Annotated in this window: 20 protein-coding genes; 7 read left to right on the top strand and 13 right to left on the bottom strand. The window is 58.9% G+C overall.

The genetic code is table 11. From position 1 onward, the window contains the following. Window positions 1–28: 28 nt before the first annotated feature. The 6 genes from DWV20_RS04590 to DWV20_RS04565 form a co-directional block, all read right to left on the bottom strand. Complete coding sequence (locus tag DWV20_RS04590) at window positions 29–1,786, bottom strand: DUF2130 domain-containing protein (protein WP_118256479.1); 1,758 nt, start codon at window positions 1,784–1,786, stop codon at window positions 29–31. A 138-nt stretch (window positions 1,787–1,924) separates the two neighbouring features. Beyond that, window positions 1,925–2,470 carry a metallophosphoesterase gene (locus tag DWV20_RS04585; protein ID WP_233539775.1) on the bottom strand — a complete coding sequence of 182 codons (546 nt, stop codon included), beginning with the start codon at window positions 2,468–2,470 and terminating at the stop codon, window positions 1,925–1,927. A gap of 66 nt (window positions 2,471–2,536) precedes the next feature. Continuing rightward, window positions 2,537–2,716: a hypothetical protein gene (locus tag DWV20_RS04580; protein WP_117862410.1), complete on the bottom strand. Its 180-nt coding sequence runs from the start codon at window positions 2,714–2,716 to the stop codon at window positions 2,537–2,539. Between the two features lie 18 nt (window positions 2,717–2,734). Further along, a complete protein-coding gene (locus DWV20_RS04575; protein WP_118238333.1) occupies window positions 2,735–3,061 on the bottom strand; it encodes an HIRAN domain-containing protein in 327 nt (108 codons plus the stop codon). Between the two features lie 425 nt (window positions 3,062–3,486). Continuing rightward, a complete protein-coding gene (locus tag DWV20_RS04570) occupies window positions 3,487–4,866 on the bottom strand; it encodes an aldehyde dehydrogenase (protein ID WP_118256477.1) in 1,380 nt (459 codons plus the stop codon). 8 nt (window positions 4,867–4,874) lie between these two features. After that, complete coding sequence (locus DWV20_RS04565; protein ID WP_118256476.1) at window positions 4,875–6,095, bottom strand: iron-containing alcohol dehydrogenase; 1,221 nt, start codon at window positions 6,093–6,095, stop codon at window positions 4,875–4,877. Between the two features lie 254 nt (window positions 6,096–6,349). Here DWV20_RS04565 and DWV20_RS04560 point away from each other — a divergent pair, with 254 nt between their 5' ends. Further along, the gene (locus tag DWV20_RS04560; RefSeq protein ID WP_070097113.1) at window positions 6,350–6,913 is read left to right on the top strand and encodes a ferritin family protein; all 564 of its coding nucleotides are present in this window, start codon (window positions 6,350–6,352) and stop codon (window positions 6,911–6,913) included. 240 nt (window positions 6,914–7,153) lie between these two features. Here the strand turns inward: DWV20_RS04560 and DWV20_RS04555 are convergent, their stop codons facing one another. Continuing rightward, window positions 7,154–8,035 carry a hypothetical protein gene (locus tag DWV20_RS04555; RefSeq protein ID WP_147346309.1) on the bottom strand — a complete coding sequence of 294 codons (882 nt, stop codon included), beginning with the start codon at window positions 8,033–8,035 and terminating at the stop codon, window positions 7,154–7,156. Window positions 8,036–8,573: 538 nt separating this feature from the next. Beyond that, complete coding sequence (locus tag DWV20_RS04550; protein WP_118256474.1) at window positions 8,574–10,013, bottom strand: PLP-dependent aminotransferase family protein; 1,440 nt, start codon at window positions 10,011–10,013, stop codon at window positions 8,574–8,576. Window positions 10,014–10,158: 145 nt separating this feature from the next. Here DWV20_RS04550 and pdxS point away from each other — a divergent pair, with 145 nt between their 5' ends. After that, complete coding sequence (gene pdxS / locus DWV20_RS04545) at window positions 10,159–11,049, top strand: pyridoxal 5'-phosphate synthase lyase subunit PdxS (protein WP_118256473.1); 891 nt, start codon at window positions 10,159–10,161, stop codon at window positions 11,047–11,049. Window positions 11,050–11,069: 20 nt separating this feature from the next. Beyond that, window positions 11,070–11,657 carry a pyridoxal 5'-phosphate synthase glutaminase subunit PdxT gene (gene pdxT, locus DWV20_RS04540; protein WP_118256472.1) on the top strand — a complete coding sequence of 196 codons (588 nt, stop codon included), beginning with the start codon at window positions 11,070–11,072 and terminating at the stop codon, window positions 11,655–11,657. A 405-nt stretch (window positions 11,658–12,062) separates the two neighbouring features. Here the strand turns inward: pdxT and DWV20_RS04535 are convergent, their stop codons facing one another. After that, window positions 12,063–12,974, bottom strand: coding sequence for a hypothetical protein (locus DWV20_RS04535; RefSeq protein ID WP_117734540.1), 912 nt, complete (start codon window positions 12,972–12,974; stop codon window positions 12,063–12,065). Window positions 12,975–13,188: 214 nt separating this feature from the next. Between DWV20_RS04535 and DWV20_RS04530 the strand changes: the two genes are divergently transcribed. Beyond that, entirely contained in the window at window positions 13,189–13,599 is a 411-nt protein-coding gene (locus DWV20_RS04530) for a peptide deformylase (protein ID WP_118256471.1), read from the top strand. 51 nt (window positions 13,600–13,650) lie between these two features. Here DWV20_RS04530 and DWV20_RS04525 read toward each other — a convergent pair whose 3' ends face one another. Continuing rightward, window positions 13,651–15,156 (bottom strand): aminotransferase class I/II-fold pyridoxal phosphate-dependent enzyme, encoded by a 1,506-nt coding sequence (locus tag DWV20_RS04525; protein ID WP_118256495.1) that lies wholly within the window; start codon window positions 15,154–15,156, stop codon window positions 13,651–13,653. Window positions 15,157–15,357: 201 nt separating this feature from the next. Beyond that, window positions 15,358–16,215 carry a LysR family transcriptional regulator gene (locus DWV20_RS04520; protein WP_233539774.1) on the bottom strand — a complete coding sequence of 286 codons (858 nt, stop codon included), beginning with the start codon at window positions 16,213–16,215 and terminating at the stop codon, window positions 15,358–15,360. A gap of 118 nt (window positions 16,216–16,333) precedes the next feature. Here DWV20_RS04520 and DWV20_RS04515 point away from each other — a divergent pair, with 118 nt between their 5' ends. Then, window positions 16,334–17,245, top strand: a complete 912-nt coding sequence (locus DWV20_RS04515) for a DMT family transporter (RefSeq protein WP_118256469.1) — start codon at window positions 16,334–16,336, stop codon at window positions 17,243–17,245. Between the two features lie 102 nt (window positions 17,246–17,347). On the opposite strand, the gene bsh is transcribed toward DWV20_RS04515, so the two are convergent. Together bsh and DWV20_RS04505 are read right to left on the bottom strand one after the other, a co-directional pair. Then, window positions 17,348–18,313 carry a choloylglycine hydrolase gene (gene bsh, locus DWV20_RS04510; RefSeq protein WP_117629622.1) on the bottom strand — a complete coding sequence of 322 codons (966 nt, stop codon included), beginning with the start codon at window positions 18,311–18,313 and terminating at the stop codon, window positions 17,348–17,350. Window positions 18,314–18,444: 131 nt separating this feature from the next. After that, window positions 18,445–18,864, bottom strand: coding sequence for a peptide deformylase (locus tag DWV20_RS04505; RefSeq protein ID WP_117563534.1), 420 nt, complete (start codon window positions 18,862–18,864; stop codon window positions 18,445–18,447). A 193-nt stretch (window positions 18,865–19,057) separates the two neighbouring features. Between DWV20_RS04505 and DWV20_RS04500 the strand changes: the two genes are divergently transcribed. Next, complete coding sequence (locus DWV20_RS04500; protein ID WP_117640610.1) at window positions 19,058–20,371, top strand: NCS2 family permease; 1,314 nt, start codon at window positions 19,058–19,060, stop codon at window positions 20,369–20,371. Window positions 20,372–20,578: 207 nt separating this feature from the next. Beyond that, a complete protein-coding gene (locus tag DWV20_RS04495) occupies window positions 20,579–22,351 on the top strand; it encodes a carbohydrate-binding domain-containing protein (protein WP_118256468.1) in 1,773 nt (590 codons plus the stop codon). Window positions 22,352–22,364 lie beyond the last annotated feature (13 nt).

Below are 22,364 nucleotides of genomic sequence, written 5' to 3'. Positions count from 1 at the left end.
GCCCCGCTTTTTCACTATCCGCTATGCCTTACTCGGCATCCTCGACCTCATACGAATCCGCCTCGGCTGGCTCCTCGTTTGTCTCTGGCGCAGCCTCGCGCGCCTCGTCAAACGCTGCCTTCATGGTCTTGTTGCCCCATGTGAGCTTGCGAATGGTAAGCTCATCGGCCTTGTTGTGGGCCAAGCGTAGGTTCTCGGTGCTGCGGCGCAAGTCGTCCTTGGTCTTCTCGAGCTGCTTAATGGCGGCATCGATCTCCTTGATTGCCGACTCGAATTGCTTGCTCGCCAGGTTGTAGTTGCGCGAGAAGCCATCCTTGAACTTCTCCATCTTGGCTTCGAAGTTCGTGACATCGATATTCTGCTGTTTGTACTCCGCCAGTTCCTGCTTATAGCGAAGCGAACCCATAGCGGCGTTGCGAAGGAGCGTAATCATGGGGATGAAGAACTGCGGGCGGATCACGTACATCTTCTCATAGCGGTAACTCACGTCGACGATACCCGCGTTATAGAGGTCACTCTCGGGCTCCAGCAGGGTGCAGAGCACCGCATACTCGCAGCCTTTCTGGCGGCGATCGTGATCGAGTTTCTTAAAGAAATCCTCGTTCTTGTGTTTGGTCGCGGTCTCGTCGTTCTCGTTTTTCATCTCGAACATGATCGAAATGATCTCGTTGCCGCTCGCGTCGCACTCGCGGAAGATAAAGTCGCCCTTGGTGCCCTCGGACGCATCGTTATCTTTCTCGAAGTACGCGTTGGGAAACGCCGTCATGCGCAGACGATTAAACTCGGTCTCGCAGTGCTGCTCGAGCGACTCGCCCACCATCTTGGTGGACAGGCGGACCTTCATGTCCTTAAGGCGCTCAATCTCTTCATCCTTGTAGCGAATCAGTTCCTCGTTCGCGCGCTTGGTCTGCGCAAGTTCGAGCTCGTGTGCCGCCTTGGCCTGCTCCTCGCGTGAATCGCGCACCGCCAGCTCACTCGTGAGCTTGGCGCGGGCCTCGTCACGCTCACGCTCCGCCGCGGCGACCGCCTCCGATAGGTTCATCTTGGCCGTCAGTTCCTGTTCGCGCAGCTGAGCACGCAGACCCTCGGCCTCCTGCTCGGACTGAGCCTTTGCGACGGAAAACTTCTCCTGAACCTTCGCGCGATAGTCAGCAAGCGTACGTTCGGCCTCGCTGCGAGCGGCCTCGAGCTCACGCTGCGATTCGGCCGCAGCAGCAGCAAGCGCCATCTCCTGGGCCTTGTCCGCCGCGGCGAGCCTGGCTTGCAGCTCGGCAATCTGGGCATCACGTGCGGACAGGTCGTTTTGAGCAGCATTGCGTGCCGCTGCCTCGGCAAGCTTGGCTTCATCATCTTTGCGCCCCAACTGCGCACGCAGGTTGTCGATCTCGCGCTGCAGTTCGGCATTCTCCTTTTGAGCATCGGCGCGGGCCTCAACCGCCGCGCGCTGACTTGCACTCTCGCGCTCTGCGGCAGCGCCTTCGAGCTTGGCGCGCAGCTCGGCAAGCTCAGCGTCGCGCTTGGCAACCTCTTGCGCCAGCTGCTGAGCTGCAGCATTCTTCTGCTCGACAAGCTGAGCGTCGCGCTGAGACTCTGCCTTTTGCAAAGCAGCCGTCGAGCGCGAGCGCTCAAGCTCCAGTGCCTGCTCGCCCTCGCGCTGGACCGCCTTCACGCGCTCATCCAGGTCGCGCGAGAACTCGGCATCGCGCACCTGCTTGACGATATCCGCATAACCGGACGCATCGACCTTAAAAACTTCGCCGCAATGCGGGCACTTGATCTCGTTCATGGCAGCTCCTCGATGGACGCAAATTTCAACCGCCTACACTCTACCGCGCCGCACGGACAAAAAAGACGCCGCCGCCATAATGGCAACGGCGCCAGAACCACCACAAAGGCGACTGTCCCCTTTGTGGCGGTTTGCGAGCTACAGGCCAAAGAAATTCAGGATCTGGTCTCGGCTTACGGGCTTGTAGTTGTTGGCGTCGAGGCCCACATCGTAGCGGTAAATGGGACGTTCGCGATCGCGGTTGCGCGCGTTGGCGCGGTCTCCCCTGCTGTGGATATGCCCGTGCAGCATGATGGCGCCACGCGCCTTGCCATTCCAGCTGAGCATGGGGTAGTGGCTCATAACTAGACGATGGCCCTTGGCATAGCCCGGGGCAACCTCCAGGTAATCGCGCACCTCATCCCAAATGTGCGGCGCGTCCGGATCTTCCCAATCGCCGTCATGGTTACCACGGATGAGCGTTACATTCTGGCATTCGATGCGCTCGCGCAGGCGAACCGCCTCCGCCAGGGGCAAACGATAGGTAAAGTCACCCAGAATATAGAGGCGGTCGTCCGTCGCCACGCACTCATTGATGGCATCGATGACCTTGCGGTTCATCTCCTCGACCGAATCAAACGGCCGATCCATATCGTGCAAGATATTCGTATCGCCCAGGTGCAGGTCGGCGGTAAACCACATCATCGTCTGTATCCTCATTTCGCAACGTGTCTAACACGTGCCTAGTATACAGACGCTTTGGCGCGTCGGTTAGCCAAAGAGCCCACCGAACGGACCTCGGCGGCGTTTGTCTTTCTTTTTCGACGCGTCACCCTGGGCGTTCTTGTCCTGCCGCTTTTTACGGTCCCGCACCAGCTCATCGTCATCGAGCAGCAGATCCCACTCAAACGGATCATCTGTCAGATTAAACAGATCATCGTCATCAAACATGGCAGCCCCCCTCACCGATTAGCGGGCATCCACCACATAGAGGCCAACGCGCACCTGATGCCACGGGCTGCGCTCGGGAGCAACCTGCTGCACACGGGCTTCAAATACGTACCCATGGCCGTAATACATCATCAAGGACAGCGGGCCGGCCTCGTTTCCCGGAACATAGCCGAGCTTGGTGTTGCCGTAGTAGATCGCAACCGCCTCGGGATCATGGGGATTATCGCGCTCGGCACACAGCGTCAGCTTATCGCCCGCTTTAAGATCGCCCAAGACCAAGGCGCCATCGGCATACTGAAATCCTGCAATATGAAACGACAAAAGAACACGTGAAGGCTCGTACATGGCAGCTCCTCTACCGGCCGGAATACCCGGCGTTTAACCTTATTGAGAAGTCTACGGGCCCGTGCGGACACAAATTCATCCTGTCTGCGTCTTTCAATCGCTTGCCGCAACGCTTGCGCGACGGGACGCTTGCAGATAAGATAGGAACACGGATGGCACCCGTGGCAGCGGGTCTTGCCAACTCCGATACACGTTTTCATCGTGAGAAGTGGCCGTCTTCGCTTACGCGGGGGCGGCTATTTCATTCGGCCGATAAACAGGCCGAGTTCGATAGCCGCGATCAACAACGCCAATAACGAAATAACATCGCTTACGTTCATACCAAATCCCTTCTAAAGGGAGTTGGCCCATCCGTGCTCCATAGCAGTAGTCTAACGCAAAATGCGGGTAATAGGAACACTTGTTCGTATTACCCGCGATCTTTTCTAATGCACAAACATACGCACGAACTTGTGCTTCCAGCTTGCATAAGGGGCATAGCGGAATGGCACGTCCAGCCAGGTTGCCTTGTTCACGATGCTCTTCTTGTGGCTAAACGTATCGAAACTCTCGCGGCCATGGTACTGCCCCATACCGCTCGCGCCCATGCCGCCAAAGCCCATATGGCTCGTAGCCAGATGCATGATCGTGTCGTTGACGCAGCCGCCGCCAAAGGGCACATAGCGCACAAAGCGCTCCTGAACTGCGCGGTCCTGGCTAAAGATATATAAGGCCAGCGGTGTCGGGCGATCCGTAATAAATGTCTCGGCCTCGTCTAGGCTCTCAAACGTCAGCACCGGCAAGATGGGGCCGAAAATCTCCTCCTGCATTACGGCGTCCCCAGGCGCCACGCCGTCTAGGATCGTCGGCTCAATCTTGAGCGACGACTCGCGCGCCGTGCCTCCCAGCACAACCTTGTCGGGATCGATCAGCCCGCGCACGCGCGCAAAATGCTTGGCGTTGACGATGTGGCCGTAATCCTCGTTGTCGAGCGGATGCTCGCCAAACATGCGGCGGACCTCCTCCTTGATGAGGCCCAACAGCTCGTCGTGCACGCGCGCATCGACCAACAGATAGTCGGGCGCCACGCAGGTCTGCCCCACGTTGAGCCATTTACCAAAGGCGATGCGGCGTGCTGCGACCTTCAAGTTTGCCGTCGCATCCACGATGCAGGGGCTCTTTCCGCCCAGCTCAAGCGTCACGGGCGTAAGGTTTTTGCTCGCGCGCTCCATGACGAGCTTGCCGACCGGAACGCTGCCGGTAAAGAAGATCTTGTCCCAGCACTCGTCGAGCAGCGCTTCGTTTTCGGCGCGGCCGCCCTCGACAACCGTTACCAGACGCGGATCAAATGCCTCTTCACAGATTCGCCTGAGCACCGCGCTCGATGCCGGAGCATAAGCGCTCGGCTTGATGACCACGGTATTGCCCGCGGCAAGGGCGCCGGCAAGCGGCTCGAGCGTTAGCAAAAACGGGTAGTTCCAGGGCGCCATAATGAGCGTGACGCCATAGGGCACGGACTGCGTCTTGCACACACTAATAGCATTGGCGAGGTCGCACGGGCGCAAGTGGGCACGGCTCCATCGGGCCACATGCGCAATCTGATGTCGAATCTCGGAAAGCGAGGTGCCGATCTCACACATATAGGCCTCGTCATGCGACTTTCCCAAATCGGTCTTGAGCGCATGGGCGATATCGGCCTCGTGCGCACGAACCGCATCACGCAGGCGCACGAGCGCACGGCGGCGAGCGTCGACATCAAACGTGGCGTGCGTCTTAAAATAGGCGCGCTGATCGGCAACGATGCGCGCAATTTCCTCGGTGTTCATGGACCCTCCTAATTCTCGTCTTCAAACATACCACCCGCAACGACCTCGTACATATGCTCGAGCTCCAGACGGTCCATTAAAAGCGGAACGGGGTATAGCGGATTGGCCTCGGCGTCGGCATGTGCCGCCATTTCGGGAATGTCGGAGCGGCGAATGCCTGTCACATATTTGGGGATACCCAGGGCAACGTTCATGCGATCGACCCAATCGATAAATGCCTCGGCCGCAAGACTGTCCTGCGCGTTAGCCGGCGCAATGCCTGCCATGCGAGCAAGATCGGCAAGCATGGGGGCGGCGGCGTCACCATAAGCGCGAAGCATGTGCGGCAGGATGATCGCGTTGGCCAAACCGTGCGGAATTCCGTATCGGCCGCCCAGACTGTGCGCGATGGCGTGAACGTATCCCACATAGGAGCGGGTAAACGCAACGCCCGCCTTATACGCCGCCGAAAGCATATTGCGACGCGCACGTATGTCGTCGCCATACTCATAGGCCTCGAGCAAATTGTCGTGGATGAGCTGCACCGCCTGGCGCGCCATCTTGCGCGTGTAGGGCGTGGTGCTGCGCCCGATAAAGGCCTCGACGGCATGCGTCAGGGCATCCATACCCGTCTGCCCCGTAATGGAGGCGGGCAGGCCACGTGTAAACTCGGGGTCGTGTACCGCAAAGCGCGGGATCAGCACAAAGTCGTTAATGGGGTACTTGTAGTGCGTCTCGTCATCGGTAATGACCGCTGCGAGCGTGACCTCGCTACCCGTACCTGCCGTGGTGGGAACGGCGATGAGCAGCGGCAGGCGACGATGAACGCGCAGCAGGCCGCGCATCTTGTTGATGGGCTTGTTTGGCTGTGCGATGCGTGCGCCCACGCCCTTGGCACAGTCCATGGCCGAGCCGCCGCCAAAGCCGATAATGGCCTGACAGGCGTTCTCCCGATACAGGGACGCCGCTTCCTCCACGTTTGAGACCGTGGGGTTCGCACGCGTTTCGGCATAGACCGTAACGCCAATTCCCTTGAACGCGAGCGCCGTCTCGAGCGGCGCCGTGAGCCCCAGACGGGCAATGCCGGGATCCGTCACGATAAGAACCCGCTGTATCGAGCGCTTTTGAAGCACCGCGGGCACGTCCTCGGCATGCTCCAAAATGCGCGGCTCGGTATAGGGCAGGATCGGCAATGCGATGCGAAAAACCGTCTGATATGTTCGGCACCAGGCACGACGGGCTAGATGCATAAAGGAAACTCCTTCATTTGTTGATAGGTCAACATTTGCTCGACCGATTGTACTCATCGGAGGTCGCACGAGGTCTAGCAATCGTTAATCAATCAACATCTACACATGCCCAAAATTGTTTTATTAAAAATCATTCCTAATAGGCTTCACATTCGGTCTCATTTATGGATAATAGAACTCGTCAAGACGCACGTCCGGAGAGGGCCCTTACGGGACCGGACGAGCGCACCATCGCCATCGATCGAAAGGATCGAATCATGAAGTTTGTTTGCCCCGTTTGCGGTTATGTGGAAGAGTTCGACGGCGACCAGCTGCCCGAGGATTTCAAGTGCCCCCAGTGCGGCGTTCCCGGCTCTCGCTTCCTGAAGCAGGAGGAGGGCCAGCTCGAGTGGGCTGCCGAGCACGTCGTGGGCGTCGCCAAGATGGAGGGCGTCTCCGAGGACATCGTTGCCGATCTGCGCGCCAACTTTGAGGGCGAGTGCTCTGAGGTCGGTATGTACCTGGCCATGGCTCGCGTCGCTCATCGCGAGGGCTATCCCGAGATCGGCCTGTACTGGGAGAAGGCTGCCCACGAGGAGGCCGAGCACGCCGCCAAGTTCGCTGAGCTCCTGGGCGAGGTCGTGACCGACTCCACCAAGAAGAACCTCGAAATGCGCGTTGAGGCCGAGAACGGCGCCACCGCCGGCAAGACCGATCTTGCCAAGCGCGCCAAGGCCGCTGGCCTCGATGCCATCCACGACACCGTGCACGAGATGGCTCGCGATGAGGCTCGCCACGGCAAGGCTTTCGCCGGCCTGCTCAAGCGTTACTTTGGCTAAGCCAACCGCCTGAGAGATAATCTCTAGCTTCATAAGGCCCGGACTGCATGGTTCGGGCCTTTTTCGTGCCTCACGAACTTGTTAACGCCCTGAAATAGGACCGCCTTCGGCATCGGCTTCTCGTCAAAACTAAGTGAGTAGACTTTTTTGAACTTGCCGAGCAGGCCATCCATATCACTTTATAAAGCCGCAGGTAAATGCCTTGTTACAAAACGGCCTGGTCACCAAAGTGCCAAAAGCCTACTCACTTAGAACCGCAGCCGTCCACGATCGAGCTGTTTTGTGTCTAACGGGCATCTTTCCGTCAATTACTCCCAATTTTGTCCAGTCAACGAATAGTTCAGACCGGAGTAATGTCTCAGCCCTTTGCTCATCTGAGCTTTTATCACGATATTCAGCATCGAGCATCCTGCATACGGCCTTAACGATCGCGTGGAATCTACCCTCATCGGATATCTGTCTGTGCGTCAGGAGAAGTACATCGTAGCCCATGGCCTGAAGGGCCGTCATGCGGTCAGCGTCACGCAAGCCATCCCCTGTGCGTCCGTGCGAGGCCTTTCCCTGACATTCAATGGCCACCTGTCGCCTGCCGTCCGGCGAAGAAAGAAGTAGGTCGATATATACACGGGACTTTCCCACAATCGCTCGAGCACTCGTGCTTAGCATCACTTCAACATTAAGCTCTATGCCGCAAAAACCTTCGCCTCCCAGGGATCGCGGCAGTGCAAGTAGCAAATACGCCTCGACCTCAAAAGGCGACGCGGCACCCAATGGAACGAGTTGCGATACCGCTATAAATCTATTGCCGTAACGCATCCCGCAAACATCTGAACAAAAACGGTCAAGATCTCCGTCCAAAACCAAAGCGTCGCGCCGCCACAAATTTGAGGCGGCACCGTCCTCGGACGGGCAACGTGCCCAACCAAAGGTTGCCGGAATCGCGCCTGACTCAATTGCACGCGAAAGCTCCGCCTCGAGTGCTGCCGGCAAGGCACAAACCGCAAACAAGCCGCACATCTCCGCCAATACCAAAAGAAGTTGGAGATCCGTCAGATGCCGCGACATGATGAATGCCGTCAGCAGAGGAGACGTAACCAAAAACCCATGTTCCGTTTCCAGCACGGATTCCCTGGGAAGCTCACCAAGAAACAGCCGCTGCCTAATGCTGGCAGGACAAGTCCGTTTGTTTCTCGACCGAACCAATGTATACAACGGAAAACCGAGCGCGACCGCAGCCGTCGGGTTGCGGGCGAGATCATATCGCTGCCGGTCTTCTTCCGGTCGTGGAAGCGGCGGACACAAAGCGCGGACTTGAGGAGGCAAACGCCAGTACCTAAAAGCTGATATGTCACAAAGTAGATCCTTCATAGGCACAGGAAAACCCGAATTTCAACCCAGTCAGTCACGCATTGGCGCGAACGCACCAAAAATGGCGCCGAACGGACTGCCAAGTTTTCAACAGCCCTCCCCAACTGGCCAAAAGCTTGCCGAGAGCTGGACGAAGCCCTGTTGAAAACCCCATTTTTTTCTCATGCAGGAGCTTTGCGCGGCAAGTGAGTAGACTTTTTTGAACATCCCGAGCAGGCCGGTCATCCTGCTTTTCAAAACCGCAGGTAGATAGCTTGTTACAAAACTGCCTGGTCGCCAAAGTGCTAAAAGTCTACTCACTTAGGTTGCAGAGTGCCCCCATTAGCTGCAATTCCAAGGTAGTTAGTACTTTTGGACTCAGATCGTCATACTGAACAAGAATTTGAGTTGAGTTTTCAGGGACAGATGCGCCATCGGCACACCAAAAACAGTCACCGATATCGATAAAAGGGATGCTCGAGCGCGTGAGGGCCCGTGCAAAAGAGCTTCCGCCCGCGTCACGCTCCACGGCCACGACGCAGTAAAGGCCCGCGTCTGCATGATCGATCGAAACCTCCCCTGCCGGAAACGTTTTCCGTACAAGCGCCGCCAGGCCATCACGCGCCCCACGAGCACGAACGCGCACGCGGTTCACATGTCGCTCGTAATCACCCGATTCCAGCAAACGCGCCAAGGCAACCTGATCAACAGAACTTACCGACGAGGCGTAGAAACCAAGGTTGCGTTTAAACCTCTCCATTAGTTCATCGGGCAGCACCATGTACGCCAAACGTAACGCCGATGAAAGGCTCTTCGAAAACGTGTTGGTGTAGATAACCGACTGGGCGGCATCGATCGACGCGAGCGCGGGAATCGGCTTGCCGGCAAGGCGAAACTCACAATCAAAGTCATCTTCGATGAGATACCGACCTGGCCGCTCGGCGGCCCAGCTCAGCAGCGCATAGCGACGCGCAATGCTCGTCACAAGACCGGTCGGATACTGATGAGACGGCATCAGGTGAAGGACATCGGTCCCGGTTTTCTGCAGCGCGCTCAAGTCCACGCCCTCAGCATCCAACGGGACATGCCGCACTTCGCAACCCATGACCTGATAGATGCGCGTCAAGCGCAAATAGCCTGGATCCTCGACGGCATACACCTTGTCCGCGCCAAGCAACTGAACCAACATGGTATCGAGCAGCTGGGCGCCCGCACCGATAACGATGTTGTCGGGGTCGACATTCATGCCCCTTGTCCCGCGCAGATGGTGAGCAATTGCGCGTCGTAGCCGAGCGGTGCCCTGTGCCGGCGCGGTCGAAAAGATTTCGCGTTCGTCTTCGGATGCCAGCGTCGCCCGTAGCGCGCTTTGCCAAAGCCGCGCCGCCTCCAAAGCGGAAGGAGAGAGCGCATCGAATCGCTCGACCTGTCCGTTGACATCATACGCGCTGGGGCCCACGGAGGCGTCATCTCGGTCGATGCCCTCCGCAGCCGAAGCCAAAACCGGTGCATCGGGAAGCTCGCACGCGTAGTAACCACGGCGCGGCTTTGAGCAAATATAGCCCTCGGCAAGCAACTGGCTATATGCATTTTCGATTGTAATGACACTAATTCCCAGATGACTGGCAAAGGCTCGCTTAGACGGCAGATGTTCCCCCGCCGCAATACGTCCAGCAACGATATCATCTCGAATTTGCTGGTAAACATACTCATAAAGCGATGCCTCGCCGCGGTTTTCCAAATTGTAGTCAAGCATGAATTTGTCACCTGACCTTATTAAGTCATTCAATCTGGTATTAGTCTGACCTTGTAATTATCTCGAAAACTGATTATTTCGCCATACCCAGCTCCCCGATAGGATGTTCCGTCAAGCAATGCACATGCCAACCAAGGGAGCAACCATGGCAGAACAGACCAACAAGGCCGATCGCGTCAAGCTCAATCGCGAGCTCGCGCAGATGCTCAAGGGCGGCGTCATCATGGACGTTACCACGCCCGAGCAGGCACGCATCGCCGAGGAGGCAGGCGCCTGCGCCGTCATGGCTCTCGAGCGCATCCCGGCCGACATCCGCGCCGCAGGTGGTGTGTCGCGCATGAGCGACCCCAAGATGATCAAGGGCATCCAAGAGGCCGTCTCCATCCCCGTTATGGCCAAGTGCCGCATCGGTCACATTGTCGAGGCGCAGGTCCTGCAGGCCATCGAGATCGATTACATCGACGAATCCGAAGTTCTCTCCCCCGCCGACGATGTCTACCACATCGACAAGACCCAGTTTGACGTCCCGTTTGTCTGCGGTGCCCGCGATCTGGGCGAGGCGCTGCGCCGTGTTGCCGAAGGCGCCACGATGATTCGCACCAAGGGTGAGCCGGGTACGGGCGACGTCGTTCAGGCCGTGCGTCACATGCGCAAGATCCAAAAGCAGATCCGTGACGTTGTTGCCCTGCGCGACGACGAGCTCTTTGAGGCAGCCAAGCAACTGCAGGTTCCGGTCGAGCTGGTGCGCGAGGTCCATGCCACGGGAAAGCTTCCCGTCGTGAACTTTGCCGCCGGCGGCGTAGCGACCCCCGCCGACGCCGCGCTGATGATGCAGCTGGGCGCCGAAGGCGTCTTTGTCGGCTCGGGCATCTTTAAAAGCGGCGACCCCGCCAAGCGCGCAGCCGCCATCGTCAAGGCCGTGGCAAACTTCACCGATGCCAAACTCATCGCCGAGCTTTCGGAAGACCTGGGCGAGGCCATGGTGGGCATCAACGCCGACGAAATCGAGATCATCATGGAGGAACGCGGGCGCTAGTCCAGCAGAAGGGATCGCACATGAGCGATTATGCAGACCAGACGGTCGCCGTGCTGGCGGTCCAAGGTGCTTTTGCCGAGCACGAGGCAAGGCTGTCCGAGCTGGGCGCACGTTGTATTGAGCTGAGGCAGGCGGCTGATTTGAAGCAGGACTTTGACCGTCTGGTACTTCCCGGCGGCGAGTCTACCGTTCAAGGGAAGCTGCTTGCCGAACTCGATATGCTCGAGGGGCTTCGCACCCGCATTGTTGAAGGTATGCCTGTATTGGGAACTTGCGCCGGCTTGATTCTGCTGGCGCGCGACCTTGCCGCCCATGACGATAAGGGCACGCCGCGTTTGGCAACCATGGATGTAGTTGTCGAGCGCAATGCCTACGGCAGGCAGCTCGGCAGCTTTCGAACCAAGGGGCAGGTAGCCGGCATCGACGGTGAAGTGCCGCTGACGTTTATCCGCGCGCCCCGCATCGTCGAGGTCCACGGCGACGCCAAGGCCCTAGCGAAAGTCGACGGGCGCATCGTCGCCGCTCGCCAAGACAACCAGCTCGGCGTAACCTTCCACCCCGAACTCGACGAAGACACCCGCCTCCACGAACTGTTCCTACAAATGTAGGCATCGAAATCAACAAACGAAACGAGAGCGGATAATCTCCCACCTTGAGCATGAATATGGGCTCAAACCGGGAGATTATCCACTCTCACGCTATGTAGTCGTTGGGGACGTTCTTAAACGACTAGTCAAACAAGAACGTCCCCAACGACTACATTGCGATAGACGACCACGTTTGCCCAGATAAAACCGACCAAAATAAACCTGTCCCTTTTTGGCAGGTTTTGATCAGGGCGACGCCGATGTTTTGGCAACGGCAGCGAGCGCCCACCAGAGCGAACAAATTGGCATGAAAAGAGGACGGCATAGACCTTCTGGTCATGCCGTCCTCTTTGAATGACAAGTTGTCGCTCTGGTGGGTGCGCAGCGTCGAGCTGTTACGCCGTTCGGTAGAACGGCGTAGCTAACCTAGAAACGGTTGCCGCGGAAGCCGCCGCCGTTGCGGCCGCCACGATCGCCACCGCGACCGCCACGGTCGTTACCACGGTTGCCGCCGAAGCCGCCACGGTTGCCACCGCGATCGCCATAGCCACCACGGTTGCCGCCAAAGCCGCCGCGACCGCCGCGGTCGCCGCCACGGTCACCAAAGCCGCCACGGCCACCGCGATCGCCACCGCGACCGCCACGGTCGCCGCCACGGCCACCGCGATCGCCAAAGCCGCCGCGGCCGCCACGGTCGCCACCACGGCCACCGCGATCGTCACGGCCGCCGCGAGGACCGCGGTCCTCGTCCAGGCCCATGGCGACGAGCGGAGCGATAACCTTATCGAGAGCGGCCATCAGCTCGGTGGCCTCCTCGTAAGAAAGCTCGGGCAGGAGCTTCTCCTTCTTGTTGGCAAGCTCGACCAGGCCCTCGGCGGCATCCTCGGCAGCGAAGACGACGATCTTGCGCATATCGCCCTCGGCGTCGTCGATGCGGCCGACCAGATCGGCAGCCTCGGCCTCGGCCATCAGGCCATCGAGCTCACGAAGGCGCATGCCCAGCAGGTCGGACATTTCCTTCTGCTCCATCTTGGGCTTGAGGTCAAGAAGCTTGATGGCGCGCTCGATGTTCGCCATGCGCTCGGCCTTGGCCTCCTCCTCCTTGGAAATAGCAAAGCGACGGCTACGCAGCAGGCGAGCGGCCTTCTGCATCTTGTCCATCAGCTCTTCGTCATCGTAATCAGCGGCGGCCTCGACAACCTCGGCCTCCTCCTCGGCGGAAACCTCATCAGCAGCCTCAACCTCAGCAGCTTCGGTCTCCACGGTCTCGACTGCCTCAACCTCGGCAGCCATGGTCTCGTTCTCGGTCTCGTTCATGATCTCTTCGTTCTCGGACATGAGACTCCTTCTTGGCCCTCTCGGGCATCATCGCCCCATTCGCGGGGCCCGTCGCGCACTCTTTGCGCTTTAAACATTCATGCCTCTCGGCAAAACGTCCATTAGTTTATGGTGTCGCCATCCAATCTAGCTGCAGAATCTATGTGCACACATTAATGCGACATGTCGCGGTATCATGACCTGAACCAAACGTGTCCACCTTAAGGAGCCCGCCATGATCAAACCCATCATGAAATCCGAGTTCTTTTTACGCCTGCCTTCCGAAGACGCGGGCCCCGATGACGCCGTGACCGGGCAGGACCTCCTGGATACGCTCCATGAGCATGAGCACGAGTGCGTGGGCCTTGCCGCCAACATGATTGGCGTGCGCAAACGCATCATCTGCGTAAAGGACGGCAACAGGGCGCTGCTGATGTACAACCCTCAAATTCTTGAGCAGGTCAATTCCTATCAGACGAGCGAAGAATGCCTCTCGCTTTCCGGCGAGCGCCCCTGTACTCGCTATCGCCGCATTAAGGTTGAGTATTTGGACGAGAATTTCGTCCACCGCATCAAAAACTTCTCGGGCTACACCGCCGAAATCATCCAACACGAAATCGACCACTGTTGCGGAATCGTTATTTAGTTCCGCCGATTCAAGAAAGCTCCCTGCAGCAAAACAACTGCAGGGAGCTTTTCATAGTGCGGAACTTCTATCCCAACAGCTCTGGCGGTAGTGATCGAAGAAGTCGGCGAGGTCTTCGAGGGACTCTTTGAGTACTTCCATGCGCGGCAGGTACACGATACGGAAGTGGTCGGGCTCAGCCCAGTTGAAGCCGCCGCCGCGCGTGATCAGGATCTTCTTCTCGTGCAGCAGGTCAAGGGCGAACTGCTCGTCATCGGTGATGTTGAACTTCTTCACATCCATCTTGGGGAAGATGTAGAACGCCGCGCGCGGCTTAACCACCGAGATGCCGTCAATCTTGTTGAGCGCCTCATACACAAAGTTGCGCTGCTCGTAGACGCGGCCGCCGGGACGGATGTAGTCGTTGACGGACTGATGACCACCGAGTGCCGTCTGGACGATCGACTGAGCCGGCACGTTGGAGCACAGGCGCATGTTGGAGAGCATGTTAATGCCCATGATGAAGTCGCTCATGCAACGCTGGTTGCCCGAAAGCACCATCCAGCCAATACGATAGCCCGCGATCATGTGCGACTTGGAAAGGCCGCTAAAGGTGACACAGGGCAGGTCGGGAGCGAGCGAGGCAATCGAGACGTGCTCGTAACCGTCCATGCACAGGCGGTCGTAGATCTCATCGGCAAAGATCATCAGCTGATGCCTGCGTGCAACCTCGACGATGCCCTCGAGCACCTCGCGCGGGTAGACCGAGCCCGTGGGGTTGTTGGGGTTGATGATAACGAGGGCTTTGGTCGCGCTCGTGATCTTGGACTCCATATCCTCCAGGTCGGGATACCAATCCGCCTGCTCATCGCACAGATAGTGCACAGGATGACCGCCGGCAAGGGTTGCGCACGCCGTCCAGAGCGGATAGTCGGGGCTGGGGATCAGAATCTCGTCGCCATTGTCGAGCAGCGCGTTCATCGAAAGCTGAATGAGCTCGGACACGCCGTTGCCCGTGTAGATATGCTCCATCTGAACGTTGGGCAGGCCCTTGATCTGCGAATACTGCATGATCGCCTTGCGCGCAGAGAACAGGCCGCGCGAGTTGGAATAGCCTTCGCAGTCGGGCAGCTGCTGGCGCATGTCCTTGATAACCTCGTCGGGCGTGCGGAAACCGAAGGGCGCCGGGTTGCCGATGTTGAGTTTGAGAATACGCTCGCCCTCGTCCTCCATACGGGCGGCCTCGTCGACGACGGGGCCGCGAACGTCATACAGGACGTTATCGAGCTTGGTGGATTTAGAAAAAGTGCGCATGGTGGTGCTCCTTGCAATTTGAGCTGAGGGATGGGGTTCGGGCTTGGAATCGTTGCGGGGTGATGATGCCTCGCCTTGATCGGCGTCGCCGGCAAGCAGCCAGGTAACATCGACCTCCAAAATACGGGCGAGCAGCTCAGCCACATCGCGCCGCGGGATCGTCTTGCCGCTCACATATTGGCTCATCTGACTCTTGCCGAGTTTTTTGCCGAGCATCTCCGATGCGCGGATCACGTCCGACTGGCGAACGTCGCGATCGGACATAGCCTGTCGCAGGCGATCGCTAAACGTCTCTTGGGCCACTAGAACCTCCTTGCTGGCAAAGTTCAATTTATAGAACACGAATTGAACCATGGTTCAATTTAGCAAGCAGTATAACGCGGCGCCTCATTCGAAAGTTCAATTTCATAAGAAAATATATCGGACTCCGAGATCTGCCCAAAGCAAACAATGGCGTGTACACGTTTAGAGGTATTCGAGAAAACGGGCGGCGGCAAGCGAAACATCGGCCGTTCGATATATGGCGTTGATCTGCCGATGGGGATGTCCCTCGAGCGAACGCACAGCAACATCGAACTGACAACGGCGCAAGATGAGCGCGGGAAGAATGCTAACGCCCAGGCCGTCCTCGACCATAGCCATAATCGCATAATCATCCCAGGTCGACAGCTTGGAGCACACCGTCAGCCCCGCCCGACGGAACAGCGGCGTAATCTCGTCATCGGTGCCGCGTTCTAGCAGAATAAACTGCTCGTTGGCTAAATCGGCAAGAGAAACGACCTCCGCCGTGGCAAGCAAAGAATCTGCCGGCACTACCGCCATCAACTCGTCGCGCACCAAAGACCGCGATGCCATGCCGTTTTCTCGGGGCTCACGCGGGATAAAACCCAGGTCGCAGCGGCCTTCCGCCACCCATTGTTCAATCTCTGAGTAATCACCCATCAGCAGCTCGTAATCGACATCCGGATGATCGGCGCGAAAGCGCGCAATCACCGGCGGCAGCACGTGGGTCGCCACGCTCGAAAACGTACCGATGCAGATTTTGCCGCGCATGAGTCCACGCATCTCATCCACCCGTCGCTGCAAGCGAGTGAATTCCTCGCAGAGCGCCTCGACAGCCGGCATGACCTGCCGCCCGTCGGCAGAAAGAGCCACGCCCTCGCGACTGCGGTCGAGCACCTTAAAACCCCAGTCGGCCTCAAGATCGGCCACCATACGGCTCACGCCCGACTGCGAATAGCTCAGGCGCTCGGCAGCGCGCGTAAAACTGCCGGCGCGCACGGTCTCGAGCAGCACCTGCATCTTTTGAATATTGGTCTCCACGGCACGTCCCCACCTTTGCATGAGTTTTTGTCATGTTATCCATGCATTATATTCGCTTTTCTTCTAAAGCCAGTTCACCCATAGTGAACATGCTCGGATATAGAGGGGATGTCAGCGCATGAACAACGGACTGTTTACGTACCTAGCAGCATTGCTATTGTTTGGCTCCAACGGCATCATCGCCGCTGCCATCGCGCTGCCCAGCTCCGATATCGTGCTCCTGCGCACGTTTTTGGGCGCACTTTCGCTTGTCATCATCCTCGTCATCACCCAACGCCATAAGTTGCAGGCGCCGTCTCGCCCCCGCGAAGCCGCAGCCCTCCTCCTCTCGGGAGCCGCGCTGGGCGCCAGCTGGATTTTTCTGTTCCGCGCCTACCAGACGATCGGCGTCGGCGTATCCTCCCTGCTGTACTACTGCGGCCCCATCATCGTCATGGCACTCTCGCCGTTTATCTTTAGCGAAAAACTGACCGGCGGCAAAATCGCCGGCTTTATCGCCGTTGCTTGCGGTGCTTTTCTCATTGCAGCACAAGGTCTAGGCGGCAATATGCCCATTGCGGGTATCGTCTGCGGTATCGCCTCGGCATTTTGCTATGCGCTGATGGTCATCGCTAGCAAGGGTGCGCCACACATCGAAGGCCTCGAGAACTCCACGCTCCAGGTGAGCGCCGCCTTTGTGACCGCGCTGGTCCTCACGCTCATCACGCAGGGCGCTCCCTCATTCCTGTCCGCCGGCGTCGCCGCCAGTATTGATTGGCGCGCCGTCGTCATGCTCGGCGTCGTCAACACCGGCATCGGTTGCCTGCTCTACTTTAGTGCCGTCGCCAAGCTGCCCGTCCAGACCGTCGCGGTCGTCGGCTACCTCGAGCCGCTTTCGGCCGTCGTGTTCTCGGCCGTCCTTTTGGGCGAAGCCATAACACCGGTCCGCCTGATGGGTGCCGCGCTTATCATCGGCGGCGCGATTTTTTGCGAACTCGCCGGCAAACGCGCAAACGCCAAGGCTGGCATCGCCCAGACAGCACGCGCTTAAGGGACATTTTCTCGGGGCGCATGCGGGATAAAGCCCAGGTCGCAGCGCCCCTGCACCTCACAGGAGATGCAGGGGCGCTTTGCACTGCAGTAAAGCTATGGGCTACGAACGACGCGGCTCGGGAACCACGAGCCTATCGGGGCTCGCGCCCTCGGCATCCATCAGGCTCACGTAACGAATCGACGGATCCCCATACATCGCGTAGTAATAATTGCCCGTGCGCGCGCTAAAGCATCCGGTATAGATAGTCTTCTCGAACTTGCCATCGCCCATCCTGGACGCCCCCTCAATCATCACCACGCCCTCGAGCGAGCGGAACATGCGAACGACGTTTTCGGTCTCGCTCTCCTTTTGCGGGTAATTGGCATTGAGGTACGCCGCCTTTACAAAACGGCTCGGCGAATAGCAATCGCCCGGAATGCCGCGCATGCCGGCACCGGCTCCATAGGGCTTAAGCTCGGCGCCACGCCATGTCGCCGTCTGCGGAAAATCGCTTGTGGCGGTGATATAGGTGCGCAGGTTTTCCATGTGCCACGGGAAGGTCGGCTGGTTGGCAAGGGTGTCGACCGGATCGTCGTATACATGCAGGCCGTCAGCCATCATCTCGACCACGATGCTGCGCTGGCTGTCGCCGATAATCCAATGGAGCAGCGACACGCCCAGCCCCTCTCCGGCAGATTTGGCGACAATCACCGTGTCGCGCAGCGCGGCCTCGACCTCATCGACCGTCGAGAACGTCGCTGCCACCCACAGGGGAAACTCATAGGCCGCGATATTGTTCTTGCCGTCGACAGGGCCCTCGGCATACTCGGCATAGCCGGGAAAGTTGAGCCCCGCCACAGCCAGACCCGCATCGTTACCACAGTCGAAAAACATGGGATAGTTCTTGTAATCGATGCACATGCCGATTACCGCGTGTGCCGCCGACGCATCGTCGATAAACGAATACGGAATGTGGAACCCGCGCGGCATCACGCGAACCTGTTGGCCGTAGTCAAAGCTCCAGTCGAGGTTGCGGCCCAGATACATGTGGCCAGAATTATCGGTAAATCGAATGCTCGTGCACATAGCGCCTCCTAGCTTTACGGTCCTGCTAAGGTTATTGTCACCAAACAAAAAGGCGCTAAACACAAAAGCCCGGACATGACAACAATGTCACGCCCGGACCAAAAGAGACGAAGTGCGGTGCTTTGGTCCCCTTAGACCAACTTTCCAAGACAGTGGTCGATCATATGCTGGACCATCTGCGCCTCGAAGCCCACAAAGTCCTGCTTGCGCTCGCGCATCTTGCCATCGACGATCTGGTCAAAGGCAACCTTGCACTTGATATAGCGCGTGGACTTGGTGACCTCCTCGTGCGTCAGGCAGCTCTCCTCCATCTTGCTGGCGCCCAGGCCAAACACCAGACGGGGGTTGTAGAGCACGTGGGGCTCGCCGGCGTCGTCCAGGTAGACGCAGACCTTCTTGGTAACGCCGATCTGGTTGGCGGCCAAGCAGCCGGCATCATCGAGCGACTTGATGGTATCGATCAGGTCCTGAGCAACCGACTCGTCCTCGACGGTCGCAACCTCGCAACGCTGGGACAGGATAGCCTCGTCGTGGCAAAGCTCTTTAATCATACGTTCCTCCATAGGGGTCGTTGTAACCGCTTAAGTATACGGTACCCACACATTTTCATGCGATAAATACCGTCCGTCTGTTACAAAGCGCCGAACATCAACATGCGAGGAACAGCAAGGTTGTAAAGGCGATATAGTAAATGAGTTCGTGTCAATCGGCCTAAACTCGGGGCCGAACAAGGAAAGGGTATGCATGGACGAACTTTTTCACGTCAGTGAGCGCAAGTCCACAATCGGGACCGAACTTCGCGCTGGACTGACAACATTCCTGGCGATGGCCTACATCATCGCCGTCAACCCCGCAGTGCTCTCGGGCGCTGGTATTGATGCGGGAGCGCTCGCCTGCGCCACCTGCCTGGGCGCCGGCATCATGACCATCTGCATGGGCATCTTCGCAAACCGCCCGCTCGCCTGCGCTTCAGGCCTGGGCATCAACGCCATGATCGCGGGCATCACCACCACCATGTGCGGCGGTGACTGGCACGTCGCCATGAGCGTTATCTTCCTCGAGGGTATCGTCATCTTGCTGCTCGTCCTTTGCGGCCTGCGCGAGGCCATCATGGACGCCATCCCCGTGGTCCTGCGCCACGCCATCTCGGTGGGTCTGGGCCTGTTTATCGCCATGATCGGCCTGTGCGACGCCGGCATCATCACCGCTGGCGCCGGTACGCTCGTCGGCCTGGGCGACATCGCCTCCCCCACCTTTATCGTCGGCATCATCTCCATCGTCGTGACGGTTGCCCTGGCTTCCCGCAACGTGCCGGGCTCGCTGCTCATCGGCATCATCGTCGCCGTTATCGCCGGAATCCCGCTGGGCGTCACCCATGCGCCCGAGGGCCTCATCGCACCGCTCGACTTCTCGACCTTCGGCGCCCCGTTTGCCAGCACTGCCGACGGCAACCTTGCCATCGTGAAGGTCCTGACCGACCCGATGCTGCTCGTCGTTGCCTTCTCGCTGCTCATGAGCGACTTCTTCGACACCATGGGCACCGCGATGGCCGTCGCCAAGCAGGGCGAGTTCTTGACCGAGGACGGCAATGTCGAGGACATCCGTCCCATCCTGGTCGTCGACTCCGTGGCCGCTGCTGCCGGTGGCTTTATGGGCGTCTCCTCCATCACCACCTTCGTCGAGTCCACCTCTGGCGCTGCCGACGGTGGCCGCACGGGCCTCACCTCCGTCACCACCGGCGTGCTGTTCATTCTCGCCGCGTTCTTCTCCCCCATCGTCACCATCGTTTCCAGCGCCGCCACCTGCGGTGCTCTGGTCTACGTCGGCTACCTCATGATGAGCGAGGCCTCCGAGATCGACTGGTCCGACGTGTCGCAGGGCTTCCCGGCGTTCATGATTGTCGCCGGCGTGCCCTTCACCTACTCCATCTCTGCCGGCATTGGTCTGGGCTTTATCGCCTACGTGGTCGTCGCGCTCTTTAAGGGCGAGGCATCCAAGATCAAGCCGCTCATGTGGATCGCAGCCCTTGCCTTCCTCGTCTACTTCTTTGTAGCGTAGGCGCAAGATTCGCAATACCAAACAGCAAAGCGCGGAGTCGCATCGAGCGGCTCCGCGCTTTGCTTTTAAAGCCAGGCGCCACACGGACGCGCGATGTATTGCTTCGCAAGTTTTGGACGTTTTGCTCTCCAAACGGCACTACCGCCGGCTACATCCTGCAGATATGCTGGGCGTAATCGCATAGGCCCTATGAGGATGGGAGTAACCATGGCCGCCTTGTTCACGACCCCCAAGCGCAATGACAAAACCTCTGGAGCCCATTTTGTCGAGCCCGACGTGCGCCGTCGCACGCTGCTCGCACACGGCAGCTGGCGCCGCGTGACACGCCGCATCGTTGTAGGCGCCGTATGCGCGCTCACGGTAAGTTCGCTGCTCATGCCGAGCGTCTCGCTCGCGGCCGAGTGGGTGGACGTCGGCGGCACCCAATACAACGCCGGCACCGCGGCGGGCGACGCCGCCGGCACCTGGAGCTGGGACGGCGCCGACGACATGAAGCTCAACGGCTATAACGGCGGCGCGATCGAGGCAGCGGGCAAGCTCAACGTGAGCTACGAGGGCAACAACACCGTCACTAACGACAACGGCCGCGGCATCAAGGTTAAGGATGGCGCGAACGAGAACGCCGAGCTTAATATTCAGGGCGACGCGTCCAGCACGCTCAACGTGACATCTTCTCGTGACGCCATCACTTCCGTCGGCAACATCAACATCGACGGCGCTGGCACTGTCAACGCCACGAGCACCGAGCACGATGCCATCGATGCCGGGGGCGATGTCACCATCAAGGGCTCGGGAAACGTTAACGCCACGGGCGATTCGGATGGCATCAGGGCCGACGGCAACATCACGATCGACAACAGCGGAACCGTCACCGCCAAGGCCACCGAGGATCAGGGTATCGATGCTAACGAGAACCTCATCATAAAGGGCGGCGGCAAGGTAGAGGCAAGCTCTACCAAAGACAATGCGATTTGGGCCGACGGCAACATCGAGATCTCGGGTGGCAGCCAGGTCAAGGCAAGCTCCGAGGAAGACGCCGCCATCGACGGTAAAAACAGCCTCACGGTCACGAACGCTTCCCTCAACGCAAGTGGCGTTGGGTATGGCATCTATGTCTACAAGGGCATCACGCTCGATGGCGCGACCGTGACGGTCCGCGCAAGCTCAGATGGCGGGGAAGCCAGCGCACTCTTCACCGATGAGGACAACATCGTCATCAAGAACGGCTCGACTGTGGATGCGCTCGCAGAAGGCAGGTTCTCGGTTGCAATCTCCACCAGTAATTTCTACTCCGACGAAGCGGGTGGCCATATCTACATCAGCGACTCCGTTGTCAAGGCCATAGCCCGCTATGCCGAGACCGGCGGCGACGGCCCCGACCACTACAGTGGAGACCAAAACGACGAAATCATCCCTGAGTCCGAGGGCCTGAACATCGGCATCTTCGCGCAGACCGAGAAGGGCATCACGCCCGCGACCATCTCGATCGTCCGCAGCAAGGTCACGGCCGAGGGAGACACGGCGGCTATCTTCGCCCTTGCCATGAGCGCGGACGGCAAGGCGATCGGCACCATCGAAATCAAGGACGCCATCATCCAGACGCCTGCAGGCGGCAAAGTCATTGACTATCGCAACAAGGAAGAGCTCAGCGACGGCATCGTCTACGAGGCGGGGCAGACCATTGGCACGGGCGATGCCACGATTGACTCCCCCTATGACGCCGCTGTCGCCAAGAGCACGGTCATCGTGCCTCCCGAGGAGACCAAGCCCGAGGAAAAGCACGGCAAGACCAAGCCCGAGGGTTCCAAGTCCGAGGGCACGAAGACAACCAAGACCGTTGCAGTTGCAGCCAAGGGAGCCAAGACCGTCGGCAAGCTCGCGGCAACCGGCGACACCTCGAACGCAGCCATCGTGGCAGCCGCCCTTGCGGGAACAGCCGCCATCGCCGCAGGCGCCCTGGCGAGTCGCAAACGTTCGTAAACACTTTTTCGCA

Origin of the sequence: Collinsella sp. AF02-46-1, from assembly GCF_003465825.1 — a bacterium.
Lineage (GTDB): Bacteria > Actinomycetota > Coriobacteriia > Coriobacteriales > Coriobacteriaceae > Collinsella.
This window is presented reverse-complemented; position numbering and strand designations above follow the sequence as displayed.

What these genes read in the sequence shown, in the direction of transcription:
- pdxT (WP_118256472.1), top strand. Translation starts at nt 11,070, where the DNA reads ATGAGCGATTATGCAGACCAGACGGTCGCCGTGCTGGCGGTCCAAGGT.
- bsh (WP_117629622.1), bottom strand. Translation starts at nt 18,313, where the DNA reads ATGTGCACGAGCATTCGATTTACCGATAATTCTGGCCACATGTATCTG.
- DWV20_RS04585 (WP_233539775.1), bottom strand. Translation starts at nt 2,470, where the DNA reads ATGATGTGGTTTACCGCCGACCTGCACCTGGGCGATACGAATATCTTG.
- pdxS (WP_118256473.1), top strand. Translation starts at nt 10,159, where the DNA reads ATGGCAGAACAGACCAACAAGGCCGATCGCGTCAAGCTCAATCGCGAG.
- DWV20_RS04525 (WP_118256495.1), bottom strand. Translation starts at nt 15,156, where the DNA reads ATGTCCGATCGCGACGTTCGCCAGTCGGACGTGATCCGCGCATCGGAG.
- DWV20_RS04550 (WP_118256474.1), bottom strand. Translation starts at nt 10,013, where the DNA reads ATGCTTGACTACAATTTGGAAAACCGCGGCGAGGCATCGCTTTATGAG.
- DWV20_RS04565 (WP_118256476.1), bottom strand. Translation starts at nt 6,095, where the DNA reads ATGCATCTAGCCCGTCGTGCCTGGTGCCGAACATATCAGACGGTTTTT.
- DWV20_RS04575 (WP_118238333.1), bottom strand. Translation starts at nt 3,061, where the DNA reads ATGTACGAGCCTTCACGTGTTCTTTTGTCGTTTCATATTGCAGGATTT.
- DWV20_RS04590 (WP_118256479.1), bottom strand. Translation starts at nt 1,786, where the DNA reads ATGAACGAGATCAAGTGCCCGCATTGCGGCGAAGTTTTTAAGGTCGAT.
- DWV20_RS04535 (WP_117734540.1), bottom strand. Translation starts at nt 12,974, where the DNA reads ATGTCCGAGAACGAAGAGATCATGAACGAGACCGAGAACGAGACCATG.
- DWV20_RS04505 (WP_117563534.1), bottom strand. Translation starts at nt 18,864, where the DNA reads ATGATTAAAGAGCTTTGCCACGACGAGGCTATCCTGTCCCAGCGTTGC.
- DWV20_RS04580 (WP_117862410.1), bottom strand. Translation starts at nt 2,716, where the DNA reads ATGTTTGATGACGATGATCTGTTTAATCTGACAGATGATCCGTTTGAG.
- DWV20_RS04500 (WP_117640610.1), top strand. Translation starts at nt 19,058, where the DNA reads ATGGACGAACTTTTTCACGTCAGTGAGCGCAAGTCCACAATCGGGACC.
- DWV20_RS04570 (WP_118256477.1), bottom strand. Translation starts at nt 4,866, where the DNA reads ATGAACACCGAGGAAATTGCGCGCATCGTTGCCGATCAGCGCGCCTAT.
- DWV20_RS04530 (WP_118256471.1), top strand. Translation starts at nt 13,189, where the DNA reads ATGATCAAACCCATCATGAAATCCGAGTTCTTTTTACGCCTGCCTTCC.
- DWV20_RS04495 (WP_118256468.1), top strand. Translation starts at nt 20,579, where the DNA reads ATGGCCGCCTTGTTCACGACCCCCAAGCGCAATGACAAAACCTCTGGA.
- DWV20_RS04515 (WP_118256469.1), top strand. Translation starts at nt 16,334, where the DNA reads ATGAACAACGGACTGTTTACGTACCTAGCAGCATTGCTATTGTTTGGC.